General features: G+C 41.2%; 12 protein-coding genes. 4 read left to right on the forward strand and 8 right to left on the reverse strand.

The annotated features are described in order from the left end of the window. Positions 1-48: 48 nt before the first annotated feature. The 6 genes from Q0058_RS04225 to gdhA all read right to left on the reverse strand — a co-directional run bounded on the left by Q0058_RS04225 (position 49) and on the right by gdhA (position 11,505). On the reverse strand, positions 49-1,947 hold the full coding sequence (locus Q0058_RS04225; protein WP_298221486.1) for a DUF3857 domain-containing protein: 1,899 nt from the start codon (positions 1,945-1,947) through the stop codon (positions 49-51). Further along, the gene (locus Q0058_RS04230; RefSeq protein WP_298221487.1) at positions 1,944-3,836 is read right to left on the reverse strand and encodes a DUF3857 domain-containing protein; all 1,893 of its coding nucleotides are present in this window, start codon (positions 3,834-3,836) and stop codon (positions 1,944-1,946) included. The genes Q0058_RS04225 and Q0058_RS04230 overlap by 4 nt, the downstream gene beginning before the upstream one ends. Positions 3,837-4,171: 335 nt before the next feature. Then, complete coding sequence (locus tag Q0058_RS04235) at positions 4,172-6,841, reverse strand: T9SS type A sorting domain-containing protein (RefSeq protein ID WP_298221488.1); 2,670 nt, start codon at positions 6,839-6,841, stop codon at positions 4,172-4,174. A gap of 125 nt (positions 6,842-6,966) precedes the next feature. Beyond that, positions 6,967-7,680 carry a DNA repair protein RecO gene (gene recO, locus Q0058_RS04240; protein WP_298221489.1) on the reverse strand — a complete coding sequence of 238 codons (714 nt, stop codon included), beginning with the start codon at positions 7,678-7,680 and terminating at the stop codon, positions 6,967-6,969. A gap of 47 nt (positions 7,681-7,727) precedes the next feature. Continuing rightward, a complete protein-coding gene (locus Q0058_RS04245; RefSeq protein ID WP_298221490.1) occupies positions 7,728-10,031 on the reverse strand; it encodes a T9SS type A sorting domain-containing protein in 2,304 nt (767 codons plus the stop codon). A 130-nt stretch (positions 10,032-10,161) separates the two neighbouring features. Further along, entirely contained in the window at positions 10,162-11,505 is a 1,344-nt protein-coding gene (gene gdhA, locus Q0058_RS04250; RefSeq protein WP_298221491.1) for an NADP-specific glutamate dehydrogenase, read from the reverse strand. A 267-nt stretch (positions 11,506-11,772) separates the two neighbouring features. Here gdhA and Q0058_RS04255 point away from each other — a divergent pair, with 267 nt between their 5' ends. After that, positions 11,773-12,555, forward strand: a complete 783-nt coding sequence (locus Q0058_RS04255) for a glutamate dehydrogenase (RefSeq protein WP_298221492.1) — start codon at positions 11,773-11,775, stop codon at positions 12,553-12,555. 59 nt (positions 12,556-12,614) lie between these two features. Here Q0058_RS04255 and Q0058_RS04260 read toward each other — a convergent pair whose 3' ends face one another. Together Q0058_RS04260 and Q0058_RS04265 are read right to left on the reverse strand one after the other, a co-directional pair. Next, entirely contained in the window at positions 12,615-13,805 is a 1,191-nt protein-coding gene (locus tag Q0058_RS04260) for a cystathionine gamma-synthase (protein ID WP_298221538.1), read from the reverse strand. Between the two features lie 132 nt (positions 13,806-13,937). Further along, positions 13,938-14,393 carry a DinB family protein gene (locus tag Q0058_RS04265; RefSeq protein WP_298221493.1) on the reverse strand — a complete coding sequence of 152 codons (456 nt, stop codon included), beginning with the start codon at positions 14,391-14,393 and terminating at the stop codon, positions 13,938-13,940. 66 nt (positions 14,394-14,459) lie between these two features. On the opposite strand from Q0058_RS04265, the gene Q0058_RS04270 reads away from it, so the two are divergent. The 3 genes from Q0058_RS04270 to Q0058_RS04280 are packed head-to-tail and all read left to right on the forward strand — an operon-like array spanning position 14,460 to position 16,612. Beyond that, positions 14,460-14,810, forward strand: a complete 351-nt coding sequence (locus Q0058_RS04270; RefSeq protein ID WP_298221494.1) for an ArsC/Spx/MgsR family protein — start codon at positions 14,460-14,462, stop codon at positions 14,808-14,810. Beyond that, entirely contained in the window at positions 14,810-15,706 is an 897-nt protein-coding gene (locus Q0058_RS04275) for a DMT family transporter (RefSeq protein WP_298221495.1), read from the forward strand. The genes Q0058_RS04270 and Q0058_RS04275 overlap by 1 nt, the downstream gene beginning before the upstream one ends. A 45-nt stretch (positions 15,707-15,751) precedes the next feature. Next, positions 15,752-16,612, forward strand: a complete 861-nt coding sequence (locus tag Q0058_RS04280) for a YicC/YloC family endoribonuclease (protein WP_298221496.1) — start codon at positions 15,752-15,754, stop codon at positions 16,610-16,612. Positions 16,613-16,615 lie beyond the last annotated feature (3 nt).

Here is a 16,615-nt window from a genome sequence, read left to right on the forward strand (position 1 = left end):
AAGGAATTTTGGTTTATCCGCCACAAACTCCGCTTTTTTGCCTTAAAATCATTGTGGTGTTAAAATCAGTGAAGTCTTGTAGAAATCATACGACGCATTGATCAAATCGCGGTATTCGTTATATCGTTCCACTTCGAGATGGGTAAAATTGTAAAACTCAACAATGTCAATTTTGACCGCTTCGCCCTCAATGACTGCTGTCGACGAAAAACTGCCGATGACTTCGTTTTTATCGTTTTTGATTTCCTTTTTTATCGCCAGCGCATTGAGGTTCTTGACCGCATAACCCTTTGGAATTTTAAATGTAATGCTGTGACTATATTTATTCGGATAAGAAATATCGATCGGATGTTTTCGGTTGGTTTCCTGATACAAATCGGTTTGCTTTCCTAACACTCGACCGATGGAAATCAAGTAATTCTTGCCCGCATTTTCAATCCATGATTCGTTGATCTGCGCTTCGGTTTCAATCGTAAACGGCATTTGGTTGTCGTAATTGTACTTGTATTCCTTGTTGAGAAAATTAGATTTTTTAAGATCGACATCAAGCTCATTATAAACCATATTCTTGACAAATTCAGGGATTTTGTCTTCGGCGATATACTTCAGGTAACTTCTGTAATAATAAGAACGATAGCCTGTGAATTCGCTTTTCTTATTTACGGTTACTTTTTCCATAGCCTCATCGATGCTGATTTCGCTGGTAGTTTTTACGATGTTATCGTCCATGGAAACGCCATCGATTTTTAGAAACGAAACATTGATGTTTTTTTTGCTGACTTCAAAATAGGCGGCATCATTGTTAACGCAAACAGAATTCGGCGGGCCGTAAGGCATCCAGTAATAAAACGGCGACACGTATTTTTTGGTTTCAGGAATGTAGATCAGGATTTCTGTCAGCATCGCCGGAACGACATTATCCTTGTCGAGATGGTTGTCAAACTTGTCCGTTGAAGCTAAGAATTGATATGGGATTTTGAGATAATCCAAGACATCTTTATAGAGATAAAGCACCATTCTTGGCGTAATTTTTTTCTCGTCGAAGATTTTTTTATAATTGTAGAAGCCGCCTTGGTCTGCAATCTCAATGTTTTCTTTGAGGTAAATATCCATTTTTTTGAGCCGCTCATCTAACGGAATCGAAACATCGTTGAGCTCTTGATCTTCAATGAATCTTTTGACCATCGATTTGGCGTTCGCGCCGTCGGCAAACGTATTGAGTTCGCGATAGTAGGATTCGTAATTGTAATTGCTGCTAACATCAACATAGTAATACACTTTTGCAATATCGGCTAAATTGGTGGCGCTCATCTCTTCCTTATAGGCCGGCAGATTGCTAACCGTAAATATTTTTTGTTTGCGGACGCTTTCGTCTTTCATGCCGTTGTAACCAAAAACATAAGTCGTGGCCGAACTCACGTTGGCGTTGATTTGGAACTTCCCTTCCAAAACCGGAATATCCCTTTGAAAATATTCCACACCGTTGAAATCGGGAAAGTCTTTGATGACATAATAATACTCGATGATATCGCCTTTCTCGACGCCTCCAAACACGAATTGTTTTTCATCAGTTTGGTCTTTCTCGATGATTTTTTCTTTGGGCAATTCTTCTATTTTTCCGTTAGCTTTAATCACTCGTGCTTTCAAATCGCGGTAATCGCGTACATATTTTTTGTTGATGCTTACTTTGTTATAATCGTTGATACCATCATCCGTGAGTATTTTTATGGCGCGGTGCATCACCACAAATGCTTTGTAAGTGTATTGGCCAACGCGGTTGTCGTAAAGCCTGTAATCTTTGAGCACCACGGCCGGATAGCCTTTAAATTCCACGGGGATTTCCTTGAATTTTGGAACCGCTTCCCACTCGTAATTCTTGACTTCTTCCTGTTGTGAAAAAAGCAATTGACCAATAAGTAAGGTAAGGAACAGCAATACTCTTTTCATGATTTTGTCAGGATTATATTTTGATTGTATTGTTTTGTGATGCTTTTGATGGCCGTATTCCAGGATTCGAACTGATCTTTTTCGACTAACAGCGTGTTGAGTTCCATTTTTTGGCTCACGAGAATTTTATTGCCTGCAGCGGTATATTTGATGTTGACTTTGAGCATGTTGTTGGAAAAATTAAAATCATCCGGCTTATAACTCAATTGGTAGCCTTCAGGAAGCAAGACTTCATATTCAAAATTAAAAGCTTTCTTAAAATCGTAAGTAATCGGCGCTTTTCTTTTCTCGATATCGATGCGCGAATCGGCGTAAGGGAAAAACAATATCGGTTTAAAAACCAATTCATTTTCCACTGATTTGACCCATTTTTCCAAACCAAACTGGTACTGGATCTGCAACGGATTTTGCGTTAAATCATCATTTTTGACTTCAATATTGGAAGTGCTGATACTGCCGATAAAGCGCGACAAATAACTCTTGAGCATGTCTTCTTTTTCTGCGGTGGCTTTGTAATAAGCGATGAATTGCGTTTTTAAAAACCCTGTGAGCTCGAAATCGGCTTTGCCTGTCAGTTTGTTGCCTTCAATCTGAAAACGGATTTTTCCCGCGGTATTGTTTTGGACGGCATCTACCACAGGAACAGGAACGATTTTATAGTTCTGTTCATCAATTTTAAGCAAAGCTTGCTTTCCTTGAATGAATGGCGTAAAACCCGGAAATAGCGTATACTGCCCGGTAGCGTCAAGGAAATAATATTGTCCGGAGATTTTAGCCACAGCAATCATGTGGTTGTCTACAATCGGCGTCGGTACTTTTTCGTAAGTGTAATTGTTTTGGCGCGTTCCGATCCAGGCGGTGTAGGATTCTATGTTCGCAACATGAAGCATTTCATTGAGTAGGTTCGCCATATCCTTGCAGTCACCATACTTTTTCTGGAACACATCGGCCGCTTCTCTGGGAATATAACCGCCCATGCCATCCTCGAAAGCGACGTAATGCACTTTGGTTTGAACGAAATCGAAAATGGCTTTGGTTTTTTCGAGTTCGGTCGTCAATCCTTTGATGAGTTCCTGCGTTTGGGTTTTCAGTGAAGACTGATCCGTTTTATTAATGTCTTTAATAGTTTGATAATAAAATTTATAAAGATTGTCGACCGAACCCACGACGTTTTGTGTTCCCGAATCGTTTCTGTAATTTTTGATATAGTAAATCAGATGCGGCGAATAATAGGATAAGCTTGGAGCCGATTCAAAAACTTCTTCCTTGTCGCTGTCGGTCAATTGCCACGAATAGATGTTGAAATCACCTTCCTTTTGCGTTGTAAACTGCACTTTCTCGGTGTCGTTGCCCAGTAAAACATAACCAATATCGATTGTATTAGCAACCTTTAAAGTGATTTTGGCGTCTTTACACTCTAAACCGTCTTTAAAATAAAACGGGTCTAAAAACTGGGGTTTCCGAAATTGTTTTTTATAGGAAGAATAGGTTTCAGAACCTTCCTTAAGGTTGGAGAAATAGTAATATTTGAACTTCTGGTCGTGGTAAAAGATATTTTCGATCTCGCGGTCTTCGGTAATGATGTTTCTGACTTTCTCTTTTTTCTTTTCCGGGGAAAGGCTGTAGGCTTCAATATCGCTGACTTCTTCAAACGAATCGGAATAGTCAATACGGTTGCCTATGACTTCGCGGTTGTCTTTGTCGCCGACCCATTTTCTTTCTTCGGAAAACAAAGTCACTGAAGGCGCATTGCTTTTGACATCGAGCGTATAGTAATCCGATTTGCTGATGATATAGGATTTCGGTTTCGAAACCTGCGCCATTGTAGCAAAGGTGGCACTGCAGAAAACCAGGAGAATACCGATATATTTGAATGGGATGTTGCTCATCTTGATGCCGTTTTTAGCTTCTCATTTGGTCGTAATGGCGTCATTCCAGAATCAGGAAAGACGCTTCGTTTTTAAAATTAGGCTTTTAGAATGGAAGTGAAATGGCTCATTTCTAAAAAAAGCCTTGCGAAAGTAATAAATAGTTGTGAGTTATAAGTGGTTCGGCGGCAAGTTTTTGCGTGAGTGATCGCGCGTTTGTCTGAGCTCTTTTTTAGGGCCGGGGTTCGGCCCTAAAAAAAGCGAGTCGCAAGAGCACGGCCCTTTTCGGGACACGCCCCACAAAAAAAGAGGATGCTTGTGACAGACATCCTCCTGATTTGAATTCTTGAATCCGATTATTCCTTGGTGATTTTTACGACACCGGTTTTGTCTTTTGAGTACATTTTTACGAAATAGTTTCCGGCCGCGAGCTGGCTTAAATCGATTTTGTTGTCGATCAATTGGGCGCTTTGCAGCAACCTGCCGTGAAGGTCAAAAATTTCAACTTTCTGGATAGGTTTGTCATTTTGAATGTTCAAGATGTTTTTAACAGGATTCGGATATACTTTGAAATTTGACATGTCAAATTGTTGGTTCGCCAAAGCATTTCCTACAACGGTTTGTGTTTCGTTAGTCTGGATTGGGAAATTATAATCAAAGTAAATATCCGCTTGATTTCTCAGGACATCATTGAGCAACACGGTCGGTTTGGTTTTGATTTTAAACACGACATAACCGTCATTATTGGCATCATCAAAAGGCAGGTTGATGTTTTCAAAAATGAATTCCACTTTGTTGGTGTCGGAGATTTTGGTCACGCACGAATGCGACGCATGGGTCATTTGCAAAGAATTGACATCAAACATAGTAGTGTCGATCATATCTTTTACGACGATATTTTGCGCAGCATAATTTCCGGTATTTTCAAAACGTATTTTATAATGAATGTATTTTCCAACCATCGCCGGACTGATTCGGTTGCCTTCAAGACAGGTTTTGTCGTTCGGGTCGAAAGAATTCAGCACAAATTGTGGCAATACAAATTGGTTGTCCGCTAAAGTTTCGTCACCGGCAGTCGGAGTAATGGAAGCGGTGAAAGTAATTAAGTCATTTCCATTCAAAGGAGGCGTTTCCATGGGCGTGTTAAGATTTATGATAAAATCTATCGTACGCGACTCGAAAGGCTGTAAGTTGGTATAATCCCAAACCAATGAATTTAAGGCTTGAGTGGTTATTGTCGGATTGGCCGAGACCAAATCTATCACATCATCCTGAAAATCGAGCGTTATTTGTCCGTTAGCGGTTTGATTTCCTTTGTTTTTGTAGACCAATCTGTATCTTACATTAAATCCAGGTCTTGGTGTATCCAATGCCAGCAACACGATTTCCAGATCCGGATGGGCTCCGTTGGGCGCAACACAGAAGTTTTGAGTGAACGGGCTCGCAATCGTTGGGAAGTCAACCTGAATGCTCGCGGGCGATATGGTGAAATACGTTGGATTTTCAAGTACCGGAGTAACCGTATGCAAACCAGCACTTACCGGCAAACTGAAGTTCCCCGAAGTATCTGCTACAATAGTTCCCGCTGTTGTTCCGCTGGCGATATTGTATTTTAAATTAGCGTAACCTAAATCACCGGCATCACAACCATTGGCGTTAGCATCTAATTTTGTAGTTCCTTCAATGGTATAAAAAACACCGCCGGGGGTAAACGAACAGTAAGAATTCACCTCACAATTATTGTAGCCATACTGGGTGACCTTCTGTTGCATGCTGGCCATTTCACCTTCATCGGCACAGATGTAGAGTAATATAGGGTTGTTGTAAAAATTAAAACTGACGTTGCCGAAATTATCATTCCCTTCGAACTTTCCGTTTTTCATAAAAATCGAAAGCAACTGGTTGTTGGCGCAATTCACGCCCGAGATACTGACGCACTCGGAAATGTCTAAGGAAAGTAACTGGTTATTATCACAATACAAAGAACTTAAATTTGACAATCCGGACAAATTAAGCGATAATAACTGGTTTGAAGAACACGAAAGGTTCGTCAGGTTCGTCAAGCCCGAAACATCAAGATTGCTTAACTGATTGGTGCTGCAGTCAATCCAGTTTAGGTTTGTGAGCCCCAATACATTTAGTGAATTCAGTTGATTGTGCGCGCAAGTCAAATAACTCAGGCTGCTCAATCCTGAAACGTTTAAACTCGTCAGGGAGGTTTCAGTGATGGAGAGCGTCTGTAAACTCGTGCAACCAGACATATTCAGCGTTTGTATGTTATAATCCGAATAAATGCTGAGCCATGTTAAAGCGCTACAGCCTGAAAAATTTAAAACGGTTGCCGGAGCATAATAGATATTAATTGATGCCAAACTAGTGCAATTGGAAAAATTAACATTCGACAGCACTGACCCGCCAATAGAATTGGGAATGTTAACCAAGCTAGTACAACCCGAAACGTTTAAAGTCTGCAATAAGTTGGTAGCAAAGCTTAACGTTTGCAAATTCGTGAGGTTTGACGTATTCAGGTTTGCAATCGCCGTTTGGTTGCAATCCACATATTCCAAGGTGTTGAGCCCTGAAAAATTAATGGCCGTCAAGTTGTCGTTCTTAAAACAATCCAGACGTTTTAAAGCAGTGCCTACAATAATTAATGAAGTCAAATTATTTTCGTAGCAATACAATTCCTGCAGTTGAGATAAGGCCGATACGTCTAGGCCGGTAATCGTATTGCTGAAACAACTCAAGACCTTCATATTGGTGAAACTTGAGATTCCCGTCATGCTGCTGATACTCGAAAAATTGACATACAAAGCACTCACTTGTTGGGCTTCGGTCACCTGAATCTGCCCGTCGTTGTTGGCATCAATTTTAAACCATAGCCCCGTGAGGTTTTTGGCGATTTGAATTCCGTTGTCGGCCTGCAGTAATTTCGCTTTAAAATTAGCATCCGGAATCGTTACGATTTGTGCCGTCAGTTGCATCGAGCCCAGAACAGCCAGAAGGAAAAATAGTTTTGCTTTCATGATTTCGCGTTTTATTGAGTTAACGTAAATGTAAATAAAATATCTCCAGCCCACTACGCTACAATTAGAATTCGGCGGTTCTCAATAAGAATTCGATAATGATTTTAAAGGAATTCTACCGTCAGTTAGGAAAAAACTGCGGCCAGCACTTCAAGCGATTTTGGTTTTTTGAATCCGTCGAGGTGCATGCTGTAATAGTCTATCAGGATTTTGAGCAGCAGTTTTCGCTCGGTCACATGAAACGTTTTCTTGTCATTGTCAAATTTCAGATCGATGAGTTTTTTGAACAGTTGCGTTTCGTGTTCGTTGAGGGAATTCAAAGCCGGCAGTGGAGAAAAAACGCCTTCTTTCATTTCAAAAAAAGGAAACTCTACCTCAGAAGTATCGGGATAAAAACCGAGATGTTTGGTGATTTCCAACAATAAGATCAAATGGAAATTGGCGATGTCGTCGTGATGGTCGAGCCAGTGCAACGCGGTTTCTAAAATGTTGAACAGCGCTTCGTTTTTTTCTTCTTCATGAATGGAATGCTGGAGCATTTCGGACAAAAACATGACCATCGTGCTTTTGAAAATATCCGAATGAATGGATTGGAACGGCGTTTCGATCTTGATTTCCTTAAGCTGCTCTAAAGTGCCTTTGTTTTTGTGAACCGCTTCAATTTCGAGAATAGACAAGGGTTGGAAATAGGCAATTTTCTGGTTCGATTTCCGCGACGAGAAAGCATCGCGCACAAAATAGGACTTGAGACCATCCGACAATGTAAAGCATTTTACAATCAGGCTTTTCTCCTGAAACTTGAGCGATGAAATGACGATGGCTTTGGTTTTGACTAGCATAAAAATTTTCAGTCAACGGTTTGCCTGACTGGTAGCCGACAATTATTTTAACGGATAATCATCACTTTTTTGACCTTGGTTTCGGCGCCGTCTTCTGAAGAAATGAAAATCATATACACCCCGGAAGCCACTTTATATTTGCCGAAAGCGGTCGTGTCCCATTCGATGGTTCCGCCTTCTGAAATCGTTTCGTAAACCAGATTTCCTTCGATATCGGCAATCTTCACGTGTACTTTATCCATGAGGCCGCTAACTTTTACGGTTCCTGTATATTCAGGACGCACCGGATTCGGATACACATAAGCGTTATTGAGATCTTCATTAGCAGATGTTGAAATGCCTCTGAAAGACACCATGCCTTTGGTCGTGGCGAAAAAAACTTCACCCGTAGCTCCATTGACCTCAATATCGTTGATGGTGTTGCTCGGCAGCGGTGAATTCTCTGAAGTGAAGTGGTAAATGGTTTTCTGCCCGTCGGAAGAAACATAAAAAACGCCCGCATCAACGGTTCCAATCCATTTGTTGTTGGCTCCGTCTACAAAGATATCACTGATGGATTGCTCGTAAAGTAACTCCTGAGCCAAATTGTCCTCGATAATAATGATGGCGTTGGTTTTTAAGGTTTCATTGGATAAAAAACTGTCGATACTTGGCAATACCCTGAGTCCGGCTAAAGTGCCTATCCACAACTGATTCCTGTTGTCAATAGCTATGGCGCGAGCATCAAAAGACGGGAGATTTCCGTCTTCTGGTTTGTCACTAATGACTTTAAAACGGTTGTTATAATTTTCGTTAAAGCCGATGACACCATCCCTCCACGTCGCCATCCATTTGGTTCCGTTTTTATCGATGATCATCCTTCCAAACTTCAGGTTAGCCACTGACGCAGCTACATTTTGCATATCGTATGATTGCCATTGCCCATTGGTTTTTAATACTTTCAAGCCTTTCCTGATATAACCGTTGGTGACCCATAAATTGCCCGTTTTATCGAAAACAGCTCCATTGACCCTGATATCATCCGGAACCTCACCTGGAATCGTTTGCAATCCGTCACTACCTGTATTTGAAGTGTTGTATAAGGTCGTCGGGATATCATTTTCCAGTTTTAATAACCCTGAATAAAAGGAACTCAGATAAACCTGTTTTTCATTATTGGGGTTGACGGTAATTCTTGACAATGCTTTTGCTCCAAGAAGCGATTCATAAGGAATGCTGTACCAACCGTTTTTATCGTATTTGCTGACCCCAAATTTAGCAAGCCCTGTTGGTGTAAAAGCATAAGGATTATAATCGAGATCATATCCTCCAAAAACGGTCCATAGGGCTGAAGGCGTGCTGTTGATGGCAAAGACATTGTTTCGCAATGGCCCTTCAGGTGTTTTGTTTTCGAAAACAGCTCCGTTAAGTTCTTTACTGAAAATACCGTGTTCTTCAGTCCCGAAAAAAACTTCAGAACCAAGAATGGTAGCGCACGTAAATTCAACGGTAAAATCAGGAATCTGGTTGCTGTTGATATCGGCAATCTGACTCAAAGCCGTATTGTAAAGATACACATGCTTTTTAGTAGTAACCAGCAGATAGGCACCACTGGTTCGGATATCGTTTGCCGTTTCGGGAAGTTGTGCTATGGCTACGAAAGCAGTTCCGTTCCATCTTTGCAAACTACCCGATGTGGTCACTGCGACTAATTTATCATCGACCTTTTCGATTCCTGACCAGCCAAATCCCGCAACAGTGATCCATTGGTTGTAATCATTAAGGTTCGGATTAGTAAGTTCGCCCACTAAAATACCGTTGGTTTTGGATGCGGCACAAAGTCTTCCGTTGAAAATAGCGGTTTGCTGAATATTGATCTGGGATCCGTTTGGACCAATAAAATAAGTGTCGCCGAATTGCAGCGTATTCAAATTGTATTGCACAATGCCAAAATCACAGGAAACATAAATCATCCCGTTGTGATCCATAAAATGGTTGACCTTCTTTACGTTCTGAGGAATCGATTTGTTGATGATGTCCACCACATTCAGAATCGATCCATCCGCTTCATTATATACTATGATTAAACCGTTTTCATAACCGATAATGGTTTTTCTGAGCGTCTGGCTGTGATAGACTGCTGTAATGGTAAGCCCTGATAATCCGTCGACTGTGTTGATTATTTTAATGTCTCCAGAGGCAACGTCCTCGGAAAAAATCGCATTTTCAGTAGCGGCAAAAATCTTCGTTTGATTTTGCGAAATGTCATTGATCTGGTTGTATGAAAAATAACCTTTCCAGGATTTGTTGTTTTGCGACTGGCAACAAAGCATGGCGAGCATTGAAAATACGGTAAGGAAAAATACTTTCATTAAAATAAATCTAGATTGAAGCACAAATATAGTGTAAAACGAAAAAAATCGACTTTTAATATCAGATGCAAAAAAAAGCCTTTTTACTATGACTAGCAGAAAGGCTTTTTAAATGACTTATAAAGCGGGTTTACACCACACCTTGACCCAACATAGCGTCTGCTACTTTTACGAATCCGGCGATGTTCGCGCCTTTTACGTAATCTACATAACCGTTTCCGTCTGCGCCGTATTTCACGCAGGCTGAATGGATGTTAAGCATAATATTGTGTAATCTCTCGTCTACTTCAGCAGAAGTCCAGCTCAAACGCAACGAGTTTTGTGACATTTCCAAACCTGAAGTAGCCACACCGCCGGCATTCGATGCTTTTCCTGGAGCAAATAAGATTTTCGCTTTTTGGAACACCTCAACCGCTTCCGGAGTCGATGGCATGTTCGCGCCTTCAGCCACACAGATACAACCGTTGGCTACTAAAGTTTTTGCTTCGGCATCATTGAGTTCGTTTTGCGTAGCACATGGCAAAGCCACATCACATTTTACTTCCCAAGGGCGTTTTCCGGCAACGTATTTTGCGTTTGGGTATTTTTTCACGTATTCAGAAATACGGGCGTAATCCACATTTTTGATTTGCATCACGTGCGCCAATTTTTCAGCATCGATTCCGTCTGCATCGTAAATATATCCTGCAGAATCTGACATCGTCACTACTTTTCCACCCAATTCTGTTGCTTTTTCAGCAGCATACTGAGCCACATTACCTGAACCTGATACTACAACAGTTTTGCCTTTGAAGCTGTCACCTTTGGTTTCAAGCATCGCCTGTGCAAAATAAACGTCACCATAACCTGTAGCTTCCGGACGGATTAATGAACCTCCGAAAGAAATTCCTTTTCCGGTCAAGACGCCTGTAAATTCATTTCTTAATCTTTTGTATTGGCCAAACATATAACCTACTTCTCTTCCGCCAACACCGATATCTCCGGCAGGAACGTCAGTATCCGCTCCGATGTGTTTAGACAATTCGGTCATGAAAGCCTGGCAAAAACGCATGATTTCATTATCCGATTTTCCTTTTGGATCGAAATCAGCTCCACCTTTTCCACCGCCCATTGGCAATGTGGTCAAACTGTTTTTGAAAGTCTGCTCGAAAGCAAGGAATTTCAAAATGCTCAAGTTCACTGATGGGTGGAAACGGATTCCTCCTTTGTAAGGCCCGATCGCAGAGTTCATCTGGATTCTGTAACCTCTGTTCACCTGAGTGTTTCCTGCGTCGTCCATCCAAACTACACGGAACATGATGACGCGTTCTGCTTCGACCATTCGCTCGAGAAGCATTTTGTTTTGGTATTTTTTATTTTCTTCAATAAAAGGAATTACAGTTTCAGCAACTTCCTTTACAGCCTGCATAAATTCCGGCTCGTTTGGGTTTCTTTTTGAAACTGCGTCAATAAAATTGTTGATGCTTTGTGACATGATTAATAGATTATTAGCGTTTAAGAAAACGTTTTCGTTAATTGTCGGCAAATATACATTTTTATGAAAAGATGCGTAAACTTTTTTTAGATTATCCATTCAATTAATTTCATTCTTTCTCCTTGGCCTTAAAACTCGCCTGAAACAAAGCATTTTATACCAATTCACGAGATTTAACGTTTAATAAAAGGTATTTTTTTTATTTTATTTTAGAAGTGAATGATGTTTTTATATATTTGTCGAGAATTGATTTAATCCTATATGCAAATGCCCAAGTATTTTATCCTAATCTTCTTGTTTATATTTGGTTACTCTGCCAAAACCAATGCGCAATTCGGTTTTTCTCATGAAGTAGGAATCATTGCAGGGCCTGTTGCTTTTCAATCGGATTATGGTGAAAGACATGATTACAACACCAATGCGGGAAATACCGGCTATGGAATTGGATTGATACACTACCTTAATTTCGCCTACAAAGCAGATTGTAATTGTTATAATCCTGAAACTTATTTCAACGACCACTTCAAACTCAGAAGTGAGTTGTCCTACAACAAAACCAACCTAAGACATTACGGAGAATATACCGATGGAGATAGAAAAAAATTGTTCAACCGCCAGCTCAGAGCAATGCGTGGAAGTACCGCGGTGACCAATATAGGAATGCAATTGGAATATTTCCCTTTGAGTATCCGTGATTTTACCGCTACTGTTGGTGCTTTTGCTCCTTTTGTAAGTCTCGGTGGTCAATTTAGTTTCTACGACCCGAGTGCTTCTTCCACATTAGGAAGGCTAAATACGCCAGCAACTACTCCGGTTAAATATTACAACGCTACCCAAAACGGAAGCGGAACAGTTTGGTCTGTCGTAGGAAGTGTCGGTTCGCGTTATAAATTGGCGCCTTCTTCAGATTTAATGGTTGACTTACGCCTTCAATATTATTTCTCGAACTGGGTAGACGGTTTGAATCCGAATCCGGATCTTTATCCTGAGAACAAAGCCAATGATTGGTTGGTTTGGTTTAACGTCGGTTACATTTACTACATCCAATAAGACAAAATAAAATTTATAAAAAAACCAGTACGATTTGTACTGGTTTTTTTATTGGTGATTTATTGTAACGCTTGTTTCAAATCTTCAATTAAATCATCAGCGTCTTCAATGCCTACGCTCAACCGAACCAAATCATCGGTGATTCCGATTTCTTTTCGTTTGTCTTCAGGAATCGATGCGTGCGTCATCAAGGCCGGATGGTTCGCCAAAGATTCTACACCGCCTAAGGATTCCGCTAAAGTAAATACTTTCAGTTTTTCCAAGAAGGTAATGGCGTCTTGTTTTGCGCCTGAAACGAACGAAAACGAAACCATGCCGCCGAAACCGCTCATTTGCTTTTTGGCGATCTCATGATACGGATGACTTGGCAAGCCCGGATAATAAACCGTTTTGATTTTCGGATGGCTGTTTAAGAACGCTACGATTTTCTCACCGTTTTCACAATGTCTTTGCACTCTCAAATGCAAAGTTTTGATGCCGCGCAAAACCAGAAAACTATCCATTGGTCCTAAGGTTGCTCCAGTGGCGAATTGTTGAAAATGCAGTTGTTCGCCGAGCGCTTCGTCTTTCATGATCAAGGCTCCGGCAATCACATCCGAATGGCCGCCAAGATATTTGGTCGCGGAATGCATGACAATATCAGCTCCTAAGTCTAATGGGCGTTGCAAGTATGGCGTTGCAAAAGTATTATCGACGGCGAAAAGGATATTTTTAGCTTTGGTGATTTTAGCGATTTCGGCAATATCAGCCAATTTCATCAGCGGATTGGTAGGCGTTTCAACCCAAACCAATTTAGTGTTTTCATTGATTAACGATTGGAATTTTGCAATATCATTCATATCCACAAAGTGGAATTTGATGCCCGAATCTTTGTATATGCGCGTGAACATTCTATAGGTTCCGCCATACAAATCGTCCATAGCAATGACTTCGTCGCCGGCTTTGAACGAACGCAACAGACAATCAGTAGCTGCCAAACCAGATGAAAACGCCAAAGCCCGCGAACCGTTTTCGATGCTCGCCAAAGCATGCTCTAACGCCGTTCTTGTAGGATTGGCCGCGCGGCTGTATTCGTAATCTGGATTTACGGGTTGCCCCGGACTATTTTGAACAAAAGTAGAAGTTTGGTATACCGGCGGCATCACTGCTCCGGTGCTTGGGTCGTGGTGTTGGCCACCGTGAATGGTTTTGGTGTTGAATTTCATCTGTCTTTTATATTGTTTTTTATAGGTTTTATTTTTGCCAAATATATGAAGTTTGTTTTTTGCCACGAAAGCGCGAAGTCATAAAGTTGTGTTATAGCCCCGATAGAAGCGGCATCCTTTTGTGGCGGCGTTCGACACAAAAGATAAAGTGTATAGCGGGAAATAGCTCCTAAAAAACTAAACAAATTTCCGAAGGCTCATCATCATCCCGATGTGCATCGCTTCGTGGTAATAATTGAAGGCCATAGCGTCTTCTGCATTGCGCATCGTGAAGCCCGACAGGCTCGTGAATTCGTTATAGGTCTTGAAAATATTAGCATTGAAATCAGCTTTGGTTTGGTTAATCGTTTCAAATAACAACGATTGAATTTCGTCGACTTCGGCTTGTGAAACTTCACTTTCCGGTTTTGTGCCTCTTTTGTATTTCTCGAGCATTTCGTTTGAAACCATCATCGGCAAACCTGACAATTTGTATACTAACATTTGCTGTACGACGATAATGTGCCCGATGTTCCAGATGAGGTTGTTGTTGAAGCCTTCAGGCACTTTGTTGAGCTGTTCGAGCGAGTAATTTTCTAAAAAGCCAGCCAATACTTTTCTGCTCGTGCGCGTGATTTCGAATACTTGGTGCATGTTTATTTTTTTGCTAAAAATACTTATTTTAAAAGTCAAATGGATTTCCTTTGTAAAAAGATTTTTATGAATACGATCTATTATCTCGCTTCCTGCGATACGTGCCGGAAGATCATCAAATCATTGCCGAAAAACGATTCGCTGGTGTTTCACGACATCAAACAAAATCCGATTACGCCTGCCGAATTGGAGGTCATGCACGGACTCGCCGGCAGTTATGAAGCGTTGTTCAGCCGGAAAGCGCAACTCTATAAATCGCTTGATCTCAAAAACAAAGCGCTTACGGAAACCGATTACCGAAACTACATTTTGGAGCATTATACGTTTTTGAGCCGTCCGGTTTTTATCATCGAGGGTAAAATCTATATCGGTAATAACCAGAAAGTCATCGCGGAAGTGATCAAAGCATTAAGTTAATGTCAAAACGAAATTTAGCTTTAATCGCCGCCACTTTGGTTTCGGTCATTTACGGTCTGACTTTCACCGTGGCCAAAGACGTGATGCCGGAATTCGTCAAACCGTTCGGATTCATTCTGATGCGTGTCGGCGGTTCGGTACTGTTGTTTTGGGCGATTGCTTTTCTTGGGCCGAAAGAAAAAATTGCGTGGGAAGATTTCCCGAGAATCATCGCGGCGGCTTTGTTTGGCGTGGCGGTCAACATGCTGACATTCTTCAAAGGTTTGAGCATGACTTCTCCGATTTCCGCTTCTGTGATTATGGTCACGACGCCGATTATTGTGTTGGTTTTGTCTTCGATTATCATCAAGGAAAAAATGAAGCCTCGCAAAATCTTCGGCATCTTTTTAGGCTTGGTCGGCACTATTTTTCTGATTCTTTTCGGGAAGTCAATTGGGAATGCACCGAATGCCGGACTAGGAAATTTATTGGTATTCATCAATGCGGTTTCTTACGGATTTTATCTGATCGTCGTGAAGAAACTGATGGACAAATACAACGCTTTCACTTTCGTCAAATGGATTTATACCTTCGGATTTCTGATGGTGTTGCCTTTTGGCTGGAATGAATTTCAGGCAATCGGGTGGCATCAAATCCCAACTGCAATCTATTGGGAAATCGGCTTCGTGATTTTCTTCTCCACGTTCTGCACGTATTTGCTGAATTTACTTTCAATGCGCGAATTAAACCCGACAACCGTCGCCGTTTTCATTTATCTGCAACCTTTGTTTGCCGCGATTATTGCCATTAGTTTAGGAAAAGACCAACTCAATCTAGTCAAGATTGTTGCAGCGGTTTTGATATTCACAGGCGTATATCTGGTCACTCAAAAAAAACCGGCTACCAACAACGGATAACAATCCACCATTTTAATTATCTTTGAATTCTTTTTAGCAAAAATTATGATACAATCCATGACCGGTTTCGGCAAAGCCACTTTACAATTGCCTTCCAAAAAAATTACCGTTGAAGTCAAATCCTTAAACAGCAAAGGTTTGGATTTGAATGTGCGGATGCCTTCGGTTTACCGCGAACTCGAACTCGGATTGCGCAACGAAATTGCCTTGCAGCTCGAACGCGGGAAGATTGATTTTTCAATTTACGTCGAGATGACCGGCGAACAGACTTCCACCAAAATCAATGTGCCGATTGTGAAGTCTTACATCAGCCAAATGAAAGCAGTGATCGCCGATGCCGATGAAACCGAACTCATGAAAATGGCGGTGCGCATGCCCGACGCGACGAAAACCGAACGCGACGAAATTGACGAAAATGATTGGGCTGAAATCCAGAAAGTGATTAAAGAAGCCTTACAAAATATTGCGAATTTCCGTCTCGATGAAGGCAAATCATTAGAGCAGGAATTTCTTTTGAGAATCGGCAACATCCGCCAATACATGACCGACGCGCTGGCTTTGGATCCCGAAAGAGTGCAAGCCATCAAAGACCGTTTGCAGACCGCTATTGAGGAACTCAAAGTCAATGTTGATGAAAACCGTTTTGAACAGGAACTCATTTATTACCTTGAAAAGCTCGATATTACTGAAGAAAAAGTGCGTCTGACGACGCATCTCGATTATTTCATAGAAACCATCAAAGGCAAAGAAGCCAACGGCAGAAAATTAGGGTTCATCACGCAGGAAATGGGACGCGAAATCAATACGATGGGTTCAAAAGCCAACCATGCGCAGATGCAGAAACTCGTCGTGATGATGAAAGACGAACTCGAAAAAATCAAGGAACAAGTGCTTAATGTCCTTTAATAT

It is taken from the genome of Flavobacterium sp., assembly GCF_027484705.1.
Classification (GTDB): domain Bacteria; phylum Bacteroidota; class Bacteroidia; order Flavobacteriales; family Flavobacteriaceae; genus Flavobacterium.

Bases quoted from the DNA above. Each gene is read 5' to 3' on its own strand.
- Q0058_RS04255 (WP_298221492.1), top strand. From the start codon at position 11,773: ATGCCCAAGTATTTTATCCTAATCTTCTTGTTTATATTTGGTTACTCT.
- Q0058_RS04230 (WP_298221487.1), bottom strand. From the start codon at position 3,836: ATGAGCAACATCCCATTCAAATATATCGGTATTCTCCTGGTTTTCTGC.
- recO (WP_298221489.1), bottom strand. From the start codon at position 7,680: ATGCTAGTCAAAACCAAAGCCATCGTCATTTCATCGCTCAAGTTTCAG.
- Q0058_RS04225 (WP_298221486.1), bottom strand. From the start codon at position 1,947: ATGAAAAGAGTATTGCTGTTCCTTACCTTACTTATTGGTCAATTGCTT.
- Q0058_RS04280 (WP_298221496.1), top strand. From the start codon at position 15,752: ATGATACAATCCATGACCGGTTTCGGCAAAGCCACTTTACAATTGCCT.
- Q0058_RS04235 (WP_298221488.1), bottom strand. From the start codon at position 6,841: ATGAAAGCAAAACTATTTTTCCTTCTGGCTGTTCTGGGCTCGATGCAA.
- Q0058_RS04245 (WP_298221490.1), bottom strand. From the start codon at position 10,031: ATGAAAGTATTTTTCCTTACCGTATTTTCAATGCTCGCCATGCTTTGT.
- Q0058_RS04265 (WP_298221493.1), bottom strand. From the start codon at position 14,393: ATGCACCAAGTATTCGAAATCACGCGCACGAGCAGAAAAGTATTGGCT.
- gdhA (WP_298221491.1), bottom strand. From the start codon at position 11,505: ATGTCACAAAGCATCAACAATTTTATTGACGCAGTTTCAAAAAGAAAC.
- Q0058_RS04270 (WP_298221494.1), top strand. From the start codon at position 14,460: ATGAATACGATCTATTATCTCGCTTCCTGCGATACGTGCCGGAAGATC.
- Q0058_RS04275 (WP_298221495.1), top strand. From the start codon at position 14,810: ATGTCAAAACGAAATTTAGCTTTAATCGCCGCCACTTTGGTTTCGGTC.